Genomic DNA, 21381 nt, shown 5'->3' on the forward strand with positions numbered 1-21381 from the left:
GAAAAGGATAACCATATGCTAAGTACCGTGCTAGGTTTTAACACCGCAATCATAAAGCAAAATGATAATTTTCTTGCTCTGGCGCTGAAAATAAAAAGAAGTGATAACACATGTCAAATATATTATTTACAATATACAACATTAACTGATTTGTTAATTATTTTAAGAAATCAATTACACAGAGTAGCTCATCGATTGTTAGAACATGGTGAAACCTATCGGGGTCAGTTGCATGAGCAGGCAGAGCTGTGTATAAAAAATATTCCAGGTATAGATGCTAACGAAGTACAGATGCCTGAGCCTGAGAGAAGAATCGCTTCATTAACGCTCAAACCAGGAAAATCGGACTCAACGCTGATCGCCATGCTTCAATCAGAGCAAATTGAAATTATCACAATTGATGACACGCAAGCAGAGGTACTTCTACTTGCAATACGCCAGGCATTTTTACACGCTGATGCCGAAGATTTTCTCAACCTTATAGATTCCACTACAGATTTTGTGATGCTGTATGCAGTGCAAGTTATGGAAGATACTCGTTTTAACTATGAATATTTTGAACACGAATTATGGAAGCAGAATCTATTTTCTCACCATCTCGCGGTACTTTATTGTTATGAAACCGAAAATGGTAAAAAAATTCTCTCCGGAGCCGTAATTAAAACGAATGCGGTTCATCCTTCTGAAGCAGAAAATAGTATCACTATACGCATCAATGAACAGTGTCCAAAATTAAGGGTAGTAAATGAAAAGTATTCCTTGTGTGAGATATTCAGTAAAGTTATTCCGACTGTTGGCAACATGGATAGTTTGGAAGCCTGTCTGCATCCATTAAAGACATTTTTTATTGAGCAACAGGCAAAACTTGAGTTCTAAGGGAAAAGCTCTCCTTCGAAGAAGGAGAGCCAAATCGAAACGATCAGTCCGGGCACTTATAAACCTGACCATTCATCTCACTATCCGTAGGTACGAAACTGGAAAGTAGCCCTTGTGTTGGACTGCTCACCCCATAAATCACGTTCCCCCCCATCGCGGCAGCGTGATTTCGCAGGGCATTTGCAGCCCCCCGCATCGAGCCACCCTCATCACCGTTTTGCCCAGAGAGCCAGTTGCTTTGTTTACCCGTCGCGGTACCTAACAACTGGCATTCAGCTCCTGGTTTATCCTGCACGAAGCGTACCGCCTCCCCTCCTGCGGTCAAATCACTGCTCGAACTGCACCCTGCCAGCAGTAGCGAAGCCCCAATTATCACTGCAAAATATTTCACCTGCATGTTGCTCCCCATAATCATTTAGTTGGGCCCACTAGCCTCACATCTACAACTTATACTAAAAAGATGATCAAATTGAAATTATTAATCTATCGTAAAGAGCGGTGTGTGCCTTCCGGACACCTGTCGCGGTGTATGGCAGCCCCTGCGCGTAAAGATAGGCGATATCGCTTGATAACTGGCATACTTTTCGTGCTATAACCCACTGTAAAACATATTGTTTTTATAAAATTTGGCATTTTGAATTTTTCCAAAACACCAAATATTGAGAACTCACATAAGCTTTGTTATTTAATGTTCATGACTAAAATATTTTATGCTTTCTTAATCGAATAAAGATACATCAATAAAATGATGCAAACAAATTAAAATCACCTCATCAATAATAAATCAAAGCATTGTGTTCTATGAACAAATAGATTTGATAAATTTCACACTCTCACATAGTAAAAGTCACATCAAATTCATTACGTGACCTCACCCATTGTGCATTATTTTCGTTGCGCTGTGGAATTCTCGCCAACGCGAAGGTCCACTGCAGGCAAAGGGAAAATAAGTGTGTTGTGTAAGTATGCTTAAAACTCCTGCGCTTTTAGAAGTTAACTGGTTTTTTAAAACTATCATCTAGAAATGAAACAAGGAATTTTCAAATGAATAAACGTATTATCGCAGCACTGATCGCCGCAAGCGGCCTGGTAGCATTCAATGCTAGCGCTAACGATGGCACCGTTAATTTTATCGGTGACATTACTGATGGCGCATGTACTGTCGATGTACAAAATACTGGTTCTTCTACCGGTCAGGTTACTCTCGGCTCTGTACCAAAATCTGCATTCTCTGGCGTCGGTTCCACTGCGGGTAACGGTTCTGGTCTGGCTGCGATCACTATCTCCCTGTCAGGTTGCCCTACCACTAAAACCGACGCTTATGTGACTTTTGACGGCGACTATTACAATGGTCTGAATGACTACCTGAAACTGACCGGCTACGGTAACACTGGTGTTGCAAAAGGTGTTGCCATCCAGCTGATGGATTCCAACAACAATCACCTGAAACTGGGTGAGAAATCTGCTGCAATTCCACTGACAGCTGGCGCCGCAAATGTTGCATTTAAAGCAACTTATGCACAAGTTGAAAGCACCGTTGACGCTGGTACTGCAAATGGCGTTGCGACCCTGCTGGTAACTTACTAATTATCAATGCCTCTCATTTATATGAGAGGCATTTTTATATATGGTGCATTATGCGAATCTTAAATTCATTGCTATCCATTATACTCCTTTTTTCTACCTCTCTCGCCTGCTACGCAGGAGTACAGGTCGGAACGACTCGTATAATTTATGCAGAAGGTAAAAAGGAGGCGAGCGTATCCCTTGATAACCTGGACAGTACTCCTTATCTAATTAAATCATGGATTGAAAACAATAATAATGCTGGGACACACTTTTTAGTTACGCCCCCCCTCTTTCGTCTGGAAGGTAAACAAAAAAATGTTGTCAGGATCTTTAAGCTTGATGGCGTTTTGCCTGCCGATCGTGAGTCACTTTTCTTTTTTAATACGACGTCAATCCCGGCCAGTACGACAGATGCCGATCGTAATACGTTGCAAATTGCAGTTCGTACCAGACTTAAGCTCATTTTCCGCCCGAAAGGACTAAGCGATGACTTGCCAGTAAATCATGCTAAAGAATTATCATGGTCAAAAAATGGCAATCAGATTATCGTCAAAAACCCGTCAGCTTTTTACATTAATTTCATGTTTATCAAGGTGAATGGTCAATCAATAGTAATGAAAGATAAAAACTTCGTTGCACCATTCTCTTCAGCAAGTTACTCATTGCCTGCAGGCGGTGGTGGGAAAGTAGAATGGAAAATTATCAATGATATGGGTGGCCAAAGCGACCTTTATCAAAGCAGTTTATAGTTGAGCTTGATGCATAAAATATAATTATACAAAACCCAAGGACGAGGTAATGATTAAAAAATTCAAATTATCTCCATGCTGTTTAGCTCTTATAAGTATCGGTGTGTTAGCCATATCTTCTGAGCTATATGCAAGAGAATTTTTTAACCCCGCATTTCTTACCGATCTAAACGGTTCAGACGTGAGTCCGGACCTTTCGACTTTTGAAGTGGCAAATTCTCAGGCCCCTGGGAAATATCGGGTTGACATTATCATCAATGGTACCGTCGTCGATACCAAAGATGTTGATTTCTTTTCTACGGCAGAACAAAAAGCAAGCTATCTTAACGAGGCGGGAGAAGAACTTAAACTATACCCATGCTTATCAACAGAGGAATTAAGTGGTTATGGTATTAAGGTAAAAGCAATCTCTTCATTAAAAACAAACGCTAATGGTTGCGTCATTATCAGTTCCATTCCAGAAGCCTCTGTTGATTTTAACTTTAACTTACAGAAACTTGAGTTAAGTGTTCCGCAGGCCGCAGTATCCTCAACGGTTCGTGGGTATGTTTCACCTGATGAATTTGACAATGGTATTAACGCGTTCTATTTAAATTATAGATATAATGGAACCAGTAGCTACGCACGAGATAACGGATCATCAGATCAAGAGAACCATAGTGTCAACTTACTACCAGGCTTAAATATCGGACCATGGCGTATTAAAAACTACACCACGTGGAATAAAGATAGTTATGATAATGATAGCAATGGTAAATGGGATACTATTTATACCTATGCTGAACGAAATATTATTTCACTTAAAAGCCTGTTAACATTGGGTGAAAGCACTTCAGATGCTGATATTTTTGATAGTGTGCCATATCGTGGTGCGCAATTAAACTCAGACGATTACATGGATGCAGAAAGTATCCAGGGATATGCACCTGTAGTTCGCGGGATTGCGAAAAGTAACGCAAAAGTTATTATTAAACAAAGTGGATATGTTATTTATCAATCTTTCGTTCCTCCTGGAGCCTTTGAGATCACTGATCTGTATTCGACAGGTGGCAATGGGGACCTCAATGTCACTATCGAAGAAGCTGACGGCACTCAACAAAATTTTGTTGTAGCTTATGCTTCACTTCCCGTATTACGTCGTGAAGGTAGTTTAAAATATAGCATTACATCCGGCCAATACCGCTCCTCCGACGGTAGCGTTGACTATACTCCGTTTTCACAAGCAACGGCCAGCTACGGTTTACCACACAACACCACCCTATACGGGGGATTCCAGGCTGCTTCTAAATATCAATCAGTGGCCATTGGCGTCGGTAACAACCTGGGCGTACTTGGTGCTGTTTCTTTAGACGTAACACAGGCCTGGTCGACGAAGCAAGATCAAGATAAGATATCGGGCCAATCTGTGCGTATACGCTACAGCAAAAACCTGAACGATATAGGCACAAATATAGCGATTGCAGGCTATCGTTACTCAACGAGCGGCTTTAATACCCTTTCTGATGTTCTTGAAACCTATCGTGATGACTATAAATACTACTATAACGATCGCGTTAAAAATAGAACTGAAATTACCGTAAGCCAAAGCCTCGGTGATAAATTAGGCTATTTTAACATCGGCGGCGTAATGGAAGATTACTGGAATCAGCGCCGCAGGAATAACTCACTTAACGTAGGTTACAGCAATAGCTGGAGCGGTATTACGTATAATTTAAACTATTCCCATTCTCGCTCCTCAACTGACTATGAGGGTTACGGTAGAAACTATTCTACTGATAATATATTTTCATTCAACGTCAACATTCCTCTTGATATTTGGATGCCGAATACTTGGGTAACCTATGGCTTGAATACTAGCGATCCGGGCTCAACCAGTAATAGTGTGGGTTTATCTGGGCTTGCGTTGGCAGATAATAATCTGAGCTGGAACTTGCAACAACAATACGATAATCGAGACTTCAGTAGTGGTAACGCTGGCGTCGACTATAAGGGTAGCTATGGTGAAATTTACGGAAGCTACAACTATGATCATGATTGGCAGCGTCTAAATTATGGTATTAACGGTGGTGTAATTGTGCACCGCAATGGTATTACAGCTGGACAATCTTTTAGTGATACAAGTGCTCTTGTCAAAGCGCCCGGTGTGACCGGAACACGTGTTATAGGAAATACCGGTGTGAAAACAGACTACCGTGGCTATGCGATAGTTCCAAATATTACGATGTATCGGAGAAATGATGTTGTTCTTGATACAGAAACAATGCCTGAAGACGTTGATTTAGATACAACCACCGCTACAGTGGTGCCAACTCGTGGGGCGATTGTATTAGCTCAATATACAGGTAAAAAAGGGATCAGAGCTATGTTTCGTCTAGTTGATACCAATAATAAACCAGTCCCATTTGGTGCTATGGTAAACAGCGTTGCAGAGACGTCACAAGAAGTTCGTAATGGTATCGTCAGTGATAATGGTCAGGTTTATATGGCTGGTTTGCCTTTGGAAGGGGCACTATCGGTTCAGTGGGGTAAAAAGGCTTCTCAGCAGTGTCGTGCAAATTATCAATTTTCGGATGCTGAAAAAACAAGCGGTATTCAACAAAGTCAACTTGTGTGCCACTACTAACCAAAGAAGGACCTGACTATGTATAAAATTATGGTGGCTATTATCACCACCTTTATCGGTATCTATAGTTCGCAGTGCTTAGCTGATGCGTCTGGCTGTATTGTATTGGACGGCAAGACGTATACTTTAAATTTGTCTTCAATAGCTATCGATCCAGATGCCGAGGTTGGTGCAACTCTCTATACAGCTCGCCTCGATACAGAAGGACCAAAGATAACCTGTCCTTTAAACTCAGGAAGAGGTAAATATACCTCTAAAATGCTGGGTTCTTTCCAGACATTAGTGGGCTCGAATGTTTATGGTAATATCTATGCCTCAGGTATTGATGGTATCGGTATTCAAATACGAGATCTTGTACAATCTTCAAAAGCCGTCCCTTATTCAGCGTCTATGACTTCTGGCGATTTATTATATTGGTCTACCGATAAAAAAACTGTCATTAGCTTCATTAAGACAGGCACTGTTGGTAAAGGGACGACGAATTATGGCCTCGCGGCCCAGTTTAATGTTGATAACTGGGTTGTAGCAAAAATATCTATTAAAGCAAAAATTTCCTGGATTACTAAAAGCTGTGTGACAGACCCAAGTTTACGAATTCAAAATATTCAACTTGGTAATCATCTTGCTTCTTCCTTTACGTCTGTTGGAAGCACATCTACGGATACCAAGTTCTCCGTTAAGCTTAATTGTCAGAAAGATGCTAATGCTGTCTACGTTTCTTTTGACCCAACAACCGGTAGTACTGGAAAAGGTATACTTAATGTTGACACCAGTAATTCAGATGCCGCCACAGGCATAGCAGTTGAAATACTTAATGCTAAAGATCGTTCTCCTTTAGTTTTTTCTAGTGAAACCAAATATCATACCAATATGGAGAGCTCAATAGAGATCCCACTTGTTGCTCACTATAAACGTATCGGGACGGTTAAGTCAGGGACTGCTAATGCTGCAATGACCTTCACGATAAATCAATATTAATAAAACTTTAAAATGAACTGGGATGTGAACCTAACTTCACAGTTCATTAAGCAGCAATAATTCATGTAAAGATGAGTTGAAAAACAGAATTGGATATTTATCCTGTAACAGCTTCCAGTAACTGGAATGCTTCTTGGCATTCACGTTATATTATTGACCAATGTATATTGATTAATAAGGAAGAAAATATTAGTTCGATCTAATATACAATTGTAAGTTTTATTATTTCTTCAAGGAGCATTAATGAAAGAGTTATCAGTAATTGAAATGGAATCCATTGCTGGTGCATACAGCTGGGATTTTTCCTCCCTGGGTTCAGCACTGACTTCTATCGTATCAAACGGCGTTGAAGCAGTTGCATCCGCGGTCACTCTGGGATCGATTCTTGCTAGCTACGGCAGTTCTATTGGTGGAACTCATGGCAGCGATAACGGCGGGATCTTCGGCGTTGGTACCATTGGTATGGCCGTTGGTGGCTTATGGGGGCTGATCGCTGGCGGTATTATTGGTGCTATTACCGGTGCCTTACTTGGTTGGGATGATTCTATGCAGCTGACCATGGACGGTTATAAAGGTTTGATTGATGGAACAACCGGCATTTTCTAATTTCACCACTGATTAAAATAAGGACATAAAATGAAAGAATTATCTGTAATTGAAATGGAATCAATCTCTGGTGCTTATAGCTGGGACTTCTCATCCCTGGGATCGGCGATTTCATCGATTGCATCAAACGGCGTTGAAGCAGTCGCTTCTGCTTTGCTGTTAGGTGCAATCACCGCAGGTGGTGGTAGCATCGTTGGTGGCTCCCACGGCAGCGACAACGGCGGGATCTTTGGGGTTGGTACTATCGGTATGATGATCGGTGGACTCTATGGCCTTATCGTTGGCGCAATTAACGGTGCCGCAGCAGGTTTCTTCCTGGGCTGGGATCAGTCAAAACAGATCGCGATTGATAGTTTAGAAGGTATCTTTAACGGTACTCCGGGTATTTATTAATCTCGATTGATTTTTCAACATAAAAAGGTACGACGTTGTACCTTTTTATGTTTTTTAACATTCCAAAAATTTTATTTGCTAAATTTATCACTTCTTTCTTTATTAATGATTATTCTAACAAATAAAACATCATCATTATAAATTCCATCTATAGGTTTATTACAATAAAACACTTTAGTGATTAGAATTGATAGCATATCAATAGAATATAAGAAACTTATTACATGTTTTTTATACTTTTAATACTCTGCTCCAGTTACGAACCCTTTCCTACATCAGTTTCCATTTAAAATTATTAGCCAGGCTTCTGTCCCTGGAAGATGCGCAGGACAAACTCGAAAACTGGCGCAGGAATAAAATCATGAGAGAACGCATTCATTATTAAATGACATGACTCCGACTGAATTTATCCGAAGTATCCGAACAGGCGAAGATCTTTGATTTGGTACAGCACCTATTTTGAACCAGGGTCACGAAGAAGATGATTAAAAATGACAATAAAAAACCCCCAGCCATTGCTGGCCAGGGGTTTCTGCTTTTTTATGCCGTAGAGCGCACGATTACATCATGCCGCCCATACCGCCCATGCCGCCCATGCCGCCAGCAGCACCTAAGTCAGGCGCGTCGCCTTTCGGCAGGTCGGTCACCATGCACTCGGTGGTGATCATCAGGCCAGCCACGGAAGCCGCGTACTGCAGTGCAGAACGGGTGACTTTGGTTGGGTCCAGGATACCGAAGTCGATCATGTTGCCGTATTCTTCAGTTGCTGCGTTGTAACCGTAGTTACCGTCGCCTGCTTTCACGTTGTTTGCCACAACAGACGGCTCTTCACCGGCGTTGGAAACGATCTGACGCAGCGGCGCTTCCATTGCGCGCAGCGCAACTTTGATACCGACGTTCTGATCTTCGTTCTGACCGGTCAGGCCAGCGAGTTTCGCCGCAACGCGAACCAGCGCTACGCCGCCGCCAGCCACCACGCCTTCTTCAACCGCAGCACGGGTTGCGTGCAGGGCGTCGTCGACGCGTGCTTTTTTCTCTTTCATTTCAACTTCGGTAGCCGCACCGACTTTGATTACTGCTACGCCGCCAGCCAGTTTAGCGACACGTTCCTGCAGTTTTTCACGATCGTAGTCGGAGGTCGCTTCTTCGATCTGCTTACGGATCTGAGCTACGCGGCCCTGGATTGCGGATTCTTCGCCAACGCCATCGATGATGGTGGTGGTGTCTTTGTTGATAACCACGCGTTTCGCCTGGCCCAGGTCTTCCAGAGTCGCTTTTTCCAGCTCCATACCGATCTCTTCAGAGATAACGGTACCGCCAGTCAGAGTAGCGATGTCCTGCAGCATAGCTTTACGACGGTCGCCGAAGCCCGGTGCTTTCACCGCAGCCACTTTAACGATGCCGCGCATGGTGTTAACCACCAGGGTCGCCAGCGCTTCGCCTTCAACGTCTTCAGCGATGATGACCAGCGGTTTGCCAGCTTTCGCTACGGCTTCCAGAACCGGCAGCATTTCGCGGATGTTGGAGATTTTTTTGTCAGCCAGCAGGATGAACGGGCTTTCCAGCTCAACGGCACCGGTGTCCGGCTTGTTGATGAAGTACGGAGACAGGTAGCCGCGGTCGAACTGCATACCTTCAACTACGTCCAGTTCGTCTTCCAGACCGGTACCGTCTTCAACGGTGATCACGCCTTCTTTACCAACTTTATCCATCGCTTCCGCGATCAGTTTACCGACGGTTTCGTCGGAGTTAGCGGAGATGGTACCTACCTGAGCGATAGCTTTGGAGTCAGAGCACGGAACGGACAGCGCTTTCAGCTCTTCTACTGCAGCCAGTACCGCTTTGTCGATACCGCGTTTCAGATCCATCGGGTTCATGCCTGCTGCAACAGCTTTCAGGCCTTCGTTCACGATAGCCTGAGCGAGTACGGTTGCGGTGGTGGTACCGTCGCCTGCCGCGTCGTTCGCTTTAGAGGCAACTTCTTTCACCATCTGCGCGCCCATGTTTTCGAACTTGTCTTCCAGTTCGATTTCACGTGCAACGGAAACACCATCTTTGGTGATGGTCGGCGCGCCGAAGGATTTGTCCAGAACCACGTTACGGCCTTTCGGGCCCAGGGTCACTTTAACTGCATCTGCCAGTACGTTTACGCCGCGCAGCATTTTTACACGAGCGTCGTTACCGAATTTTACGTCTTTTGCTGCCATTTCTTTTATTCCTCAAATTCGTTCAGGGTCGTGCGAATTAAGCTTCAACAATTGCCAGGATGTCGCTTTCGGACATGATCAGTACTTCTTCGTTGTCGATCTTTTCAGTCTTCACGCCGTAGCCATCGTTGAAAATCACGATGTCACCAACTTTAACGTCCAGCGGCTGCACGGTCCCGTTTTCCAGGATGCGGCCTTTACCGACAGCGATGATTTCGCCACGAGTTGACTTAGCTGCTGCAGAACCGGTCAGAACGATGCCGCCCGCAGATTTGGTTTCAACTTCTTTACGTTTGACGATCACACGATCATGTAACGGACGAATACTCATTGATAGCTCTCCTTCGAGAAAGTCATTATCAGTTATGGGTGACGCCGGGCCGAACGCGGTTTACCGGCTAGTGCAGAGAGAGATGGGGATGGCCATTTACGGCTTCAAGGGCAAAATTAAAAAAATTTTTACCTTTGCGCTGGCGCACAAAAAGCGGCCATGTCAGGCAATCGGTCATAAGGAAAAGCGATTGTGATACTCTCTTTTTTTTCACTGGCGCAGGATTGAATCATGAGTGGTTTAAAACAGGAGTTAGGGCTGGGACAGGGAGTTGGGTTGCTTTCCACCTCATTGCTGGGTACCGGCGTCTTCGCCGTCCCGGCGCTGGCGGCGCTGGTCGCTGGCGATAACAGCCTGTGGGCATGGCCGCTGCTCATTCTCCTTGTTTTCCCGATTGCCATCGTCTTCGCCCTGCTCGGCCGCCATTTTCCCAGCGCGGGCGGCGTGGCCCACTTTGTCGATATGGCCTTTGGGCCACGTCTGGCCAGCGTCACCGGCTGGCTGTTTTTATCGGTTATCCCGGTCGGACTCCCCGCCGCCCTGCACATCGCCACCGGTTTTGGCCAGGCGCTGTTCGGCTGGCATGATGCGCAGCTGCTGCTGGCGGAGCTGGGCACCCTGGCCATCGTCTGGTGGGTCGGTTCGCGTGGCGCCAGCTCCAGCGCCAACCTGCAGACGTTGGTTGCCGTACTGATTGTGGCGCTGATCGTCGTAGTCTGGTGGCGCGGCGGGATAAGCCCGGCGCAGATCCCCTTCCCGGCCCCGGCGGAGATTGACCGCGGGCAGCTCTTTTTGGCGCTGTCGGTGATGTTCTGGTGCTTTGTCGGTCTGGAAGCCTTCGCGCATCTCGCCTCGGAGTTTAAACATCCCGAGCGTGATTTCCCCAGGGCGCTGATGATAGGCCTGCTGCTTGCCGGCTCGGTCTACTGGGCCTGCACCGTGCTGGTGCTGCACTTCCACGCCTTTGGCGAGGAGATGGCGGCGGCGGCGTCATTACCGAATATCGTGGTCCGTCTGTTCGGCGTCGAAGCGCTGTGGGTAGCCTGCGTCATCGGCTATCTCGCCTGTTTCGCCAGCCTCAACATCTATATTCAAAGCTTTGCCCGCCTGGTCTGGTCGCAAGCGCAGCATAAGCCACACAGCTACCTCGCAAGGCTGTCGCCACGGCAGATCCCGCGCAACGCCCTCAACGCCGTGCTGGGATCCTGCGTAGTTAGCACCCTTGGCATCTATCTGCTCGATATCAATCTGGACGCGCTGATCGTTTACGCCAATGGCATTTTCATCATGATCTATCTGCTGTGCATGCTGGCGGGTTGTCGTTTGCTTCGCGGTCGCTATCGGCTATTGGCGGTGGTGGGCAGCATTCTCTGTCTGCTGCTGCTGGCGATGGTCGGCTGGAAAAGCCTGTACGCGCTGGTGATGCTGGCGGGGCTGTGGCTGTTTTTACCCAGGCGCAAGCTGGCGACGGGAAGCGTGTAGGCCTGCAAAGAAAGCGGCCCGGTCGCATCTGCTGACCGGGCCGGGGGAATGTTAATCGCGGCGATCGTCCTTATGGTCCAGACGGTCGCGCTGCTCATCTTTGCGCTGGAATTCCCCTTCGAAGGTCTCTCCGCCGCCAGTTCCGGCGCTAAAGCCGCCGCCCGGCATCCGGCTGAAGCGCAGGTGCGGCATCAGCTTCATCGTCAAATGCTTTTGCACCGGCGGCAGCAATAGCAGCAGGCCGAGGAAGTCGGTAAAGAACCCCGGGAGCAACAGCAGCAGACCAGCGATAATCAGCGATACGCTCTTGATCATCTCCGCCGCCGGGCTCTCGCCCGCGGCCATCTTCTGCTGCATCAGCAGGAAGTTTTTGAAGCCCTGGTTACGCACCAGCGACATCCCTACCACCGAGCTAAAGATCACCAGGATCAGGGTCATAAAGACGCCCAGCACGTGCGCAACCTGGATAAAGATCGATATCTCAATGTAAACGTAAAGAAAAAAAGCAATAAACGGAATCCAACGCACCGGCGTCTCCTTCATCAACGGGCGCTGCGTTCAGCGCCCGTAATCATCAATTTGCTGATCGCATCCCACTAACATGGGGATGCTGAGCGGCTTTTCAATCAGCGGAAAGGCTTATTTTTCTCAGGAATAAGAAAGCGGTGACCCATTTCACAGATTAATAAATCTTCTCATACCCGCAATGTAATAAGTGATCAAGCTTACTGATATTCGCTATCATCAGCATATGATCTTGGGCACCGGGCCGGTTAAGGAAATAATCGTCGGCCAGAAAATATACTGAATACTGGATATTCTGTGTGTTTGGTGAATTCATTGGCAGCTTGAAAAGAAGGTTCACATGTTAAACAACATTCGTATCGAAGAAGATCTGTTGGGCACCAGGGAAGTTCCCGCGGACGCTTACTACGGCGTTCATACTCTGCGAGCGATTGAAAACTTCTACATTAGCAACAGCAAAATCAGCGATATACCAGAATTCGTGCGCGGCATGGTCATGGTGAAGAAAGCCGCCGCGCTGGCGAACAAGGAGCTGCAGACCATTCCCAAAAGCGCGGCAAATGCGATTATCGCCGCCTGTGACGAAGTCCTGAATAACGGCAAATGCATGGACCAGTTCCCGGTCGATGTCTTCCAGGGCGGGGCCGGTACCTCCGTAAACATGAACACCAACGAAGTCCTGGCGAACATTGGCCTTGAGCTGATGGGCCACCAGAAAGGCGAATACCAGTACCTGAACCCAAACGATCACGTCAACAAATGCCAGTCCACCAACGATGCTTACCCCACCGGGTTCCGCATTGCGGTGTATGCCTCCATCCTTAAGTTAATCGATGCGATTAAACAGCTGGGCGAAGGCTTCCAGGCGAAAGCCGTGGAGTTCCAGGACATCCTCAAAATGGGCCGCACCCAGCTGCAGGACGCGGTGCCGATGACCCTCGGCCAGGAGTTCCATGCCTTCAATGTGCTGCTTAATGAAGAGACCAAAAGCATTCTGCGCACTGCGGAGCTGCTGCTGGAGGTGAACCTCGGTGCCACCGCCATTGGTACTCGCCTCAACACCCCGGACGGCTATCAACAGCTGGCGGTGCAGAAGCTGGCTGAAGTAAGCAACTTACCGGTCGTCCCGGCGGAAGATCTGATTGAAGCCACCTCGGACTGCGGGGCGTACGTTATGGTTCACAGCTCGCTGAAACGCCTGGCGGTGAAACTATCCAAGATCTGTAACGACCTGCGCCTGCTCTCTTCCGGTCCGCGCGCGGGCCTCAACGAAATCAACCTGCCTGAGCTGCAGGCTGGCTCTTCAATCATGCCGGCGAAGGTTAACCCGGTGGTGCCGGAGGTGGTCAACCAGGTCTGCTTCAAAGTTATCGGCAACGATACCACTGTGACCATGGCCTCCGAAGCCGGTCAGCTGCAGTTGAACGTGATGGAGCCGGTGATCGGCCAGGCGATGTTCGAGTCGATTCATATCCTGACCAACGCCTGCTACAACCTGCTGGAGAAATGCGTTAACGGCATCACCGCCAATAAAGCGGTATGTGAAGGCTACGTCTACAACTCCATCGGCATCGTCACCTACCTCAACCCGTTTATTGGCCACCACAATGGCGATATCGTCGGCAAGATCTGTGCCGAAACCGGCAAGAGCGTACGGGAAGTGGTCCTGGAGCGCGGACTGCTGACGGCGGCGGAGTTGGATGATATTTTCTCTGCGCAAAACCTGATGCATCCCGCTTATAAAGCAAAGCGTTATACCGATGAAAGCGAACAGTAATCTTTCAGGTTAGTCATTCAAAGGCATGTCAGCGATGACATGCCTTTTTTGCTTTTTGGTTTTACTAAAATACAACAATTCAATATCAACTTGTTAAAAAACAAGGAAGGCATATATGTTTGGTGCAGAACTGGTTATTGTCCTGCTGGCGATTTATCTCGGCGCCCGGCTCGGCGGCATCGGTATCGGCTTTGCCGGTGGCCTTGGCGTCCTTGTCCTGACGCTTATTTTTCAAATTAAACCGGGTGCGATCCCCTTCGACGTTATTGAAATCATTATGGCGGTGATTGCCGCTATCGCCGCCATGCAGGTCGCCGGCGGGATGGATTACCTGGTCAGCCTCGCCGAACGGATGCTGCGCCGCCACCCGAAGTACATTACCTTCCTTGCCCCGCTGGTGACCTGGTTTATGACCGTGCTCGCTGGCACCGGCCATACCGCCTTCTCCACGCTGCCGGTGATCACCGAAGTTGCCAAAGAGCAAGGCATTCGTCCGTCTCGTCCACTGTCGATTGCGGTGGTGGCCTCCCAGATAGCGATCACCGCCTCGCCCATTTCCGCCGCAGTGGTCTTTTTCGCAGGAATCCTTGAACCGCTGGGCGTTAGCTATTTGACGCTGCTGGCCATCTGTATTCCGGTCACGCTGCTGGCGGTGATGCTCACCGCTATCGTCTGCAACTTCCTCGGCTGCGAACTGAAAGACGATCCGGTTTACCAGGAGCGGCTGGCCAAGGGGGAAGTCAGACTGCGCGGCAGCCAGGTATTTGAGCTGCAGCCGCACGCCAAACGCTCTGTCCTGCTGTTTTTGATCGGCATCGTGGCGGTGATGTTCTACGCCACGGCCATCAGCGATACCGTCGGCCTGATTAAGAACCCGGTGCTGCCGCGTAACGAGGCGATCGTGGTATTTATGCTGACCATCGCCACCCTGATTAGCATCACCTGCAAAATCGACACCGGCGAAGTGCTCAACGCCAGCACCTTTAAGTCCGGGATGAGCGCCTGCGTCTGCGTCCTCGGCGTCGCCTGGCTGGGAGATACCTTCGTTAAAGCGCATATCAGCGACATCCAGGCCGTGGCCGGCGATCTGCTGCATAATTACCCATGGCTGCTGGCGGTGGTACTGTTTTTCGCCGCCACGCTGCTCTACTCGCAGGCAGCCACCACCAAGGCGTTGATGCCTGCCGCGCTGCTGCTGGGCGTCAGCCCGCTGACGGCTATCGCCTCGTTTGCCGCGGTCTCGGCGCTGTTCGTTCTACCGACCTACCCAACCCTGCTGGCGGCGGTAGAGATGGACGACACCGGCTCAACCCGCATTGGTAAATATGTCTTTAACCACGCCTTCCTGATCCCCGGCGTTATCGCTATCACGCTGTGCGTGATCCTCGGTTTTATCTTTGGCGGGATTATGCTGTAAATACCGCTGGCGGCGGGTCCACTACGGGCCCGCCTTCCGTTGCCCTCACTTTCCCCGCTCGTTACGCTAATATCCCCGCATCTTGCGTGTTATAGTGCCTCTTTTCGCTGATACGAGGTTCATGATGACTACGCCTGATGCTGTTGTTGTGCTCTGTACCGCGCCGGACGAAGCGACCGCCCAGGATCTGGCGGCAAAAGCGCTGGCGGAAAAGGTGGCAGCCTGCGCCACGCTGCTGCCGGGGGCCACCTCTCTGTATTACTGGGAAGGGAAACTCGAGCAGGAGTATGAAGTTCAGATGCTACTCAAAACTGACCTTGCCCATCAGCAGGCGCTGCTGGACTGCCTGAAGTCACACCACCCGTATCAAACCCCAGAACTGCTGGTTCTACCCGTCACGCATGGAGATAACGATTACCTCTCATGGCTTACCGCATCATTACGCTGATCCTGCTGCTGTGCAGCACATCAGCCACCGCCGGGTTATTCGACGCGCCGGGGCGCTCGAACTTCGTGCCTGCTGATCAAGCTTTCGCCTTTGACTTTCAGCAGCAACAGCATGACGTCAACCTGAGCTGGCAAATCAAGGATGGTTATTATCTTTATCGTCAACAGTTTACCTTCAGCGCCGCCGGGGCGACGATCGACGAACCGGCGCTGCCGGCGGGAGAGTGGCATGAAGATGAGTTTTACGGCAAAAGCGAGATCTTTCGCCAACGCCTGACCGTGCCGGTGACGGTGAAGGAGGCGGACAAAGAGGCTACTCTCACCGTCACCTGGCAGGGCTGCGCCGATGCCGGATTCTGTTATCCGCCGGAGACTAAAGTGATCCCGCTGAGCGCCGTGCGGGCGGCCTCAAACGACGCTCAGCCAACCGCCGCCGCGCCCGTGTCGTCGCAGAACCATCGCCCGGCCTTCAATCCGCCGCTGCCGGTTGAACCGCGCCCGATGGAGGAGAACGCCGTGCCGCAGGCGCCTGCCATGGCGCCGCCAGCAGACGTCCCCGCTCGTCTGCCCTTCACCGCCCTGTGGGCGCTGCTGATTGGCATTGGTATCGCCTTCACCCCCTGCGTGCTGCCGATGTACCCGCTGATTTCGGGCATCGTGCTGGGCGGAAAACAGCGGCTTTCCACCGCGCGCGCCCTGCTGCTGGCCTTTATTTACGTCCAGGGGATGGCCCTGACCTATACCGCGCTGGGGCTGGTGGTAGCCGCCGCCGGGCTGCAGTTCCAGGCGGCCCTGCAGCACCCGTATGTCCTGGTCGGCCTGTCGGCGGTGTTTATACTGCTGGCGCTCTCCATGTTCGGCCTGTTCACGCTGCAGCTGCCGTCGTCGCTGCAGACCCGGCTGACGCTGCTCAGCAATAAGCGCCAGGGCGGCTCGCCCGGCGGGGTCTTTGCGATGGGCGCTATTGCCGGGCTGATCTGCTCTCCCTGCACCACCGCGCCGCTAAGCGCCATTCTGTTGTATATCGCCCAGAGCGGTAATCTGTGGCTGGGCGGCGGCACGCTGTACCTTTACGCGCTGGGCATGGGTCTGCCGTTGATCCTTGTGACCGTGTTTGGCAATCGCCTGTTGCCGAAAAGCGGCCCGTGGATGAGCCATGTGAAAACCGCCTTCGGGTTTGTGATCCTTGCCCTGCCCGTCTTCCTGCTGGAACGCATACTCGGCGACCAGTGGGGGTTACGGCTGTGGTCAATGCTCGGTGTCGCCTTCTTCAGCTGGGCGTTTATCACCTCGCTGGGCGCTACCCGGCCGTGGATGCGGCTGGTACAGATCATTCTGCTTGCCGCCGCGCTGGTCAGCGCGCGGCCTCTGCAGGACTGGGCGTTTGGCGCCCCGGCGGTCGAGCAGCAGGCGCACCTGGCTTTCACCCGCGTCAGCTCGGTGGCCGAGCTTGACCAGGCGCTGGCGCAGGCGAAAGGTCAACCGGTGATGCTCGATCTTTACGCCGACTGGTGCGTGGCCTGCAAAGAGTTTGAAAAATACACCTTTAGTTCACCTGACGTGCAGCAGGCGCTGAAAGGCACCGTGTTATTACAGGTTGATGTGACGAAGAACAGCCCGCAAGACGTCGCGCTGCTGAAACACCTGCAGGTGCTGGGTCTGCCGACGATCCTGTTCTTTAACGCTGAGGGTCAGGAACAGCCTGAGCGGCGAGTCACCGGCTTTATGGATGCCGCGGCATTCAGCGCCCATTTGCGCGATTGGCAAGCGTGAGCGACACTTTAGGAGGAAAGATGGAGGAGAACACCGTGCTACGTGAAGACGTCCTGGCAGAAGCCATTAAGATTCTTGAAATTGAAGGTATCGCCAACACGTCGCTGGAGATGGTCGCTGAGCGCGTGTCCTGCCCGACGAGCGACCTGAAACGCTTCTGGCCTGACCGCGAAGCGCTGCTGTACGACGCGCTTCGCTATCTGAGCCAGCAGGTGGATGCCTGGCGTCGTCAGCTCCTGCTGGACGAGACCTTAAGCGCAGAGCAAAAGCTGCTGGCACGCTATGCCGCACTCACCACCTGCGTAAGCAACCAGCGGTACCCGGGCTGCCTGTTTATCGCCGCCTGCACCTTCTACCCGGATCCTCAGCACCCCATTCACCAGCTGGCGGAACAGCAGAAGCAGGCTTCGCTGGCCTACACTCACGAGCTGCTGACTCAGCTGGAGGTGGATGACCCGGAAATGGTCGCCAAGCAGATGGAGCTGATTGTCGAGGGCTGTCTGAGCCGTCTGCTGGTCAAACGTAGCCAGACGGATGTGGATACCGCCCGGCGGCTGGCTGAAGATATTCTACGCTTCGCCCAGTGCCGTATGGGTGGCGCCTTGACCTGATTCTGATATCCTAACCGCCACGTCGCGCCTATAATTTCCCCCTCACTGATTGCTGACAGGGATTGATATGCGCGCGTTCTTCTGGGCTGCCTGGCTGGGCCTCTGCTCTACGCCCCTGCTGGCGGCTCCCCTGCAAGGTTTTTCCTTTGCACAAAAAGACTGGGAGCTCGCCTGCGATAATACCGGCGCCTGCCGGGCGGCGGGTTACGGCGTCCGCATGGGTGAGGTCAGCGTGCTGTTGACCCGCAACGCGGGCAGCGAACAGCACCTCACCGCCACGGTAACCTTTGCGCAAATCGAGCACGATATCCCCGCCGACTCCACCGCCAGCCTGCTGATCGACGACCGGGATTTTGGCGCGCTGGACGCTCTCGACGACAGCCACTTTCGCCTCGACAGCGATCAGACCACCGCCCTGCTACAGGCGTTAACGAATCAGCGCAAAATCGAATTCACCCTTAACGGCCAGCACCTGCCGCTTTCCAGCGCCGGCAGCCGCGAGGTGCTGGGTAAAATGGATGCGTTTCAGCGACGCACCGGCACCGCCGATGCGCTGCTGGATAAAGGCGATGCCGGCGACGATGCCATTTTGCCAGCCACTCCCGCCCCGGAAATTATCGCCGCCCCGGTTCTCCATAACGCGCAGCCAGTGCCGTTGAGTATGCTTCAGCGCCAGAAACTGCTGCCCATCCTGACGCCGCTGCTGAACCAGCGCTGCGACGACTGGCAGAATCAGGCCATTCCGGCGGCAGATCGCCAGATCACGCTGACCGCGCTGGATAAAACCCATTCTCTGGCGCAGGCGCTCTGCTGGCGAGCGCCCTATAACGACGGTTATGCCCTGTGGCTGGTCGATAACGCCCAGTTGAGCAAACCGCGACTGCTCACTACCGAGGCCTCCAGCTACGCCGACGGCGCTATCGTCTTTTTGCACAAAGAACGGGGCATGGCCGACTGCGTCACCGGCGAGACGCGCGTTTGGGATGGTAAAACCTTTCCCCCCAGCCTGAAGTACAGCACCGGTATGTGTCGGGAAATCACCCCGGGTGGCACCTGGATGCTGCCGACCTTTGTCAGCCAGGTGATCCCCAGGCAGCAGAAAGAGGCGGATAACCTGGCTCTGCGCACGTTGTATTACGCAGTGTTGAAAGCGCAAAAAAGCGATCCAGAATTGTCGCTGAATAAGGTCGCCGAGCAGTTTCCGTTAACCGGCCATATTACCGACTTCACGCTCACTTACGCCGACGATACGCTGATCACGACCAGTAAACCGTCCCCGGATATCAGCGATGATGAGTGGCAGGCGTTTCTGCGCTCCTCGATTAGCGCGGATTCAGAAAACGGCAAAGTCAGCTTTACCCTTATCGACCTCGACGGCGACGGCAAACGCGACCTGATTATCGACAGCTACGTGGGCGGCACCGGACTCTTCAGCTACACCGGGGTGCTCAAGCGAGGTGATGATGATTTTGCCGCCGTCAACGGCAGCGACAGTGATAATGGTGATGATTTCGATGCCGGGGTGCCCGGCGCCCTCTTTTCCATTAATGGCCGCGGGGCTAACCAGTGGAACCACTGGGTCAAAATCAACGGCCAGGTGTATGCCCTGTGGTACAACGGCCAGTTTGGCGAAGATAACCTCTACCTGCTACGCCCGTTCAGCACCACCAGCCAGACGCCCGCGGTGACGGTTCGCTATCGCTATACGCTGAACAGCATCCGCTCCCCGGAGAAAGACCAGCCGCTGACCCCCAGCCTGAGCGACGGCGATAAAGCGGACCTGCTGCGCTCGCTGGAGGTAATGCAGGGCAGCCTGCTGAAAGACAGACCCGCCAGCGACAACGACGCGCCGATCTGCCCCATCCCGCCGGGCACCTCCGCTGACGAGGCGGATAACTACTACAGCGGCGTCGCCGTTAACTATATCTATGAGACGGTGGCCTATATTCCGGTCTGGCTGAACGGGAAGTGTTACATCGGCACCATTTTCAGCCATCATGGCGCCTATCGCCACGGCGTGGATGCGGAAATTACCCTAAGCTCGCCGCGTGAGGACGAGGAGGTCATTGGCGATTATCTCATCTCCGGACTACGCCACGTTATCGCAATTACCAGCGGCTGGAAAACCCGCGAGGGCGATAACGGCATGCAGTGAAGTTAAGCCAAAACGCGCCTTTGAACGCAGAATTGCCGCAAAGATAAGCAATCGATAAGTAATTTAAGAAATTTGGTTGACGGGGTGGGCGGATTACGGTTTAATGCGCCCCGTTGCCCGGATAGCTCAGTCGGTAGAGCAGGGGATTGAAAATCCCCGTGTCCTTGGTTCGATTCCGAGTCCGGGCACCACTATTTAAAGAACCCGCCCAAAAGGCGGGTTTTTGCTTTTCTGCATCCGGACTCTTCATCGAACTCCGTTCGATTATTCGCCGCACAGCGGCTCACCCCTTCGGGGCCAGCGCGGCAAGCGCGCTGTTCAACGCCTGCGGCGTTAGTCCGAGTCCGGGCACCACTATTTAAAGAACCCGCCCAAAAGGCGGGTTTTTGCTTTTCTGCATCCGGACTCTTCATCGAACTCCGTTCTATCACCCGCTGCCCGGCGGCGCTGCGCTTGCGCGGGCCTACGCTGTTTGAGCCTGCGAAAGGACTCGTAGGCCGGATAAGGCATTTATGCCGCCATCCGGCACAACCGCGGGTACGGTGTCTGATGTGTATCGCCCGGCGGCGCTGCACTTGCGCGGGCCTACGCTGTTTGAACCAGCAGAGGACTCGTAGGCCGGATAAGGCATTTATGCCGCCATCCGGCACAACCGCAGGTACGGCGTCTGATGTGTATCGCCCGGCGGCGCTACGCTTGCGCGGGCCTACGCTGTTTAACCTGTGGGGGACCCGTAGGCCGGATAAGGAATTTATGCCGCCATCCGGCACAACCGCGGGTACGGTGTCTGATGTGTATCGCCCGGCGGCGCTGCGCTTGCGCGGGCCTACGCTGTTTGAACCTGTGGAGGACCCGCAGGCCG

The 21381-nt window shown here is 51.3% G+C and carries 18 protein-coding genes, 1 tRNA gene and 1 pseudogene; 16 read left to right on the plus strand and 4 right to left on the minus strand.

Annotation, left to right across the window (positions count from 1 at the left end):
* The first annotated feature begins 15 nt into the window (after positions 1–15).
* Positions 16–876, plus strand: coding sequence for a YjeJ family protein (gene yjeJ / locus HMPREF1024_RS05975; protein WP_009309355.1), 861 nt, complete (start codon positions 16–18; stop codon positions 874–876).
* A 43-nt stretch (positions 877–919) separates the two neighbouring features.
* On the opposite strand, the gene HMPREF1024_RS0127230 is transcribed toward yjeJ, so the two are convergent.
* Complete coding sequence (locus HMPREF1024_RS0127230) at positions 920–1273, minus strand: DUF4156 domain-containing protein (RefSeq protein ID WP_016529871.1); 354 nt, start codon at positions 1271–1273, stop codon at positions 920–922.
* A gap of 647 nt (positions 1274–1920) precedes the next feature.
* Here HMPREF1024_RS0127230 and HMPREF1024_RS05970 point away from each other — a divergent pair.
* The 7 genes and pseudogenes from HMPREF1024_RS05970 to HMPREF1024_RS32100 all read left to right on the plus strand — a co-directional run.
* Complete coding sequence (locus tag HMPREF1024_RS05970) at positions 1921–2463, plus strand: fimbrial protein (protein WP_009309357.1); 543 nt, start codon at positions 1921–1923, stop codon at positions 2461–2463.
* A gap of 50 nt (positions 2464–2513) precedes the next feature.
* Positions 2514–3194, plus strand: a complete 681-nt coding sequence (locus tag HMPREF1024_RS05965; RefSeq protein WP_009309358.1) for a molecular chaperone — start codon at positions 2514–2516, stop codon at positions 3192–3194.
* A 49-nt stretch (positions 3195–3243) separates the two neighbouring features.
* A complete protein-coding gene (locus HMPREF1024_RS05960) occupies positions 3244–5817 on the plus strand; it encodes a fimbria/pilus outer membrane usher protein (protein WP_009309360.1) in 2574 nt (857 codons plus the stop codon).
* A gap of 18 nt (positions 5818–5835) precedes the next feature.
* Positions 5836–6795: a fimbrial protein gene (locus HMPREF1024_RS29205; RefSeq protein ID WP_009309362.1), complete on the plus strand. Its 960-nt coding sequence runs from the start codon at positions 5836–5838 to the stop codon at positions 6793–6795.
* A gap of 243 nt (positions 6796–7038) precedes the next feature.
* On the plus strand, positions 7039–7401 hold the full coding sequence (locus HMPREF1024_RS05955; protein ID WP_009309364.1) for a hypothetical protein: 363 nt from the start codon (positions 7039–7041) through the stop codon (positions 7399–7401).
* 30 nt (positions 7402–7431) lie between these two features.
* Positions 7432–7794: a hypothetical protein gene (locus tag HMPREF1024_RS05950; RefSeq protein WP_009309366.1), complete on the plus strand. Its 363-nt coding sequence runs from the start codon at positions 7432–7434 to the stop codon at positions 7792–7794.
* Between the two features lie 307 nt (positions 7795–8101).
* Positions 8102–8235: pseudogene (locus HMPREF1024_RS32100) on the plus strand (integrase core domain-containing protein); the annotation flags it as partial.
* Between the two features lie 119 nt (positions 8236–8354).
* On the opposite strand, the gene groL reads toward HMPREF1024_RS32100, so the two are convergent.
* Together groL and HMPREF1024_RS05940 are read right to left on the minus strand one after the other, a co-directional pair.
* On the minus strand, positions 8355–10001 hold the full coding sequence (groL, locus tag HMPREF1024_RS05945; RefSeq protein WP_002885441.1) for a chaperonin GroEL: 1647 nt from the start codon (positions 9999–10001) through the stop codon (positions 8355–8357).
* Between the two features lie 37 nt (positions 10002–10038).
* Positions 10039–10332, minus strand: coding sequence for a co-chaperone GroES (locus HMPREF1024_RS05940; protein WP_004152420.1), 294 nt, complete (start codon positions 10330–10332; stop codon positions 10039–10041).
* 231 nt (positions 10333–10563) lie between these two features.
* Between HMPREF1024_RS05940 and yjeH the strand changes: the two genes are divergently transcribed.
* Positions 10564–11814 (plus strand): L-methionine/branched-chain amino acid transporter, encoded by a 1251-nt coding sequence (yjeH, locus tag HMPREF1024_RS05935; protein ID WP_004146698.1) that lies wholly within the window; start codon positions 10564–10566, stop codon positions 11812–11814.
* Between the two features lie 51 nt (positions 11815–11865).
* On the opposite strand, the gene HMPREF1024_RS05930 is transcribed toward yjeH, so the two are convergent.
* Positions 11866–12342: an FxsA family protein gene (locus HMPREF1024_RS05930; protein ID WP_002885425.1), complete on the minus strand. Its 477-nt coding sequence runs from the start codon at positions 12340–12342 to the stop codon at positions 11866–11868.
* Between the two features lie 337 nt (positions 12343–12679).
* Here HMPREF1024_RS05930 and aspA point away from each other — a divergent pair, with 337 nt between their 5' ends.
* From aspA to HMPREF1024_RS05895, 7 genes are all read left to right on the plus strand, one after another.
* On the plus strand, positions 12680–14116 hold the full coding sequence (gene aspA, locus HMPREF1024_RS05925) for an aspartate ammonia-lyase (RefSeq protein ID WP_002885424.1): 1437 nt from the start codon (positions 12680–12682) through the stop codon (positions 14114–14116).
* 115 nt (positions 14117–14231) lie between these two features.
* Positions 14232–15533, plus strand: coding sequence for an anaerobic C4-dicarboxylate transporter (locus HMPREF1024_RS05920; RefSeq protein ID WP_002885423.1), 1302 nt, complete (start codon positions 14232–14234; stop codon positions 15531–15533).
* 124 nt (positions 15534–15657) lie between these two features.
* A complete protein-coding gene (cutA, locus tag HMPREF1024_RS05915) occupies positions 15658–15981 on the plus strand; it encodes a divalent cation tolerance protein CutA (protein ID WP_002885422.1) in 324 nt (107 codons plus the stop codon).
* Positions 15957–17753: a protein-disulfide reductase DsbD gene (locus HMPREF1024_RS05910; RefSeq protein WP_009309372.1), complete on the plus strand. Its 1797-nt coding sequence runs from the start codon at positions 15957–15959 to the stop codon at positions 17751–17753. Before cutA ends, HMPREF1024_RS05910 begins: the two co-directional genes overlap by 25 nt.
* Before the next feature lie 20 nt (positions 17754–17773).
* Positions 17774–18364, plus strand: a complete 591-nt coding sequence (locus HMPREF1024_RS05905) for a transcriptional regulator (protein ID WP_002885410.1) — start codon at positions 17774–17776, stop codon at positions 18362–18364.
* A gap of 67 nt (positions 18365–18431) precedes the next feature.
* Positions 18432–20519, plus strand: coding sequence for a DUF1176 domain-containing protein (locus HMPREF1024_RS05900; RefSeq protein ID WP_009309375.1), 2088 nt, complete (start codon positions 18432–18434; stop codon positions 20517–20519).
* 115 nt (positions 20520–20634) lie between these two features.
* Positions 20635–20710 (plus strand) — tRNA-Phe (locus HMPREF1024_RS05895).
* Positions 20711–21381: the final 671 nt, after the last annotated feature.

Source organism: Klebsiella sp. 4_1_44FAA, assembly GCF_000238715.1.
In the GTDB taxonomy this organism is placed as follows: Bacteria; Pseudomonadota; Gammaproteobacteria; order Enterobacterales; family Enterobacteriaceae; genus Klebsiella; species Klebsiella pneumoniae.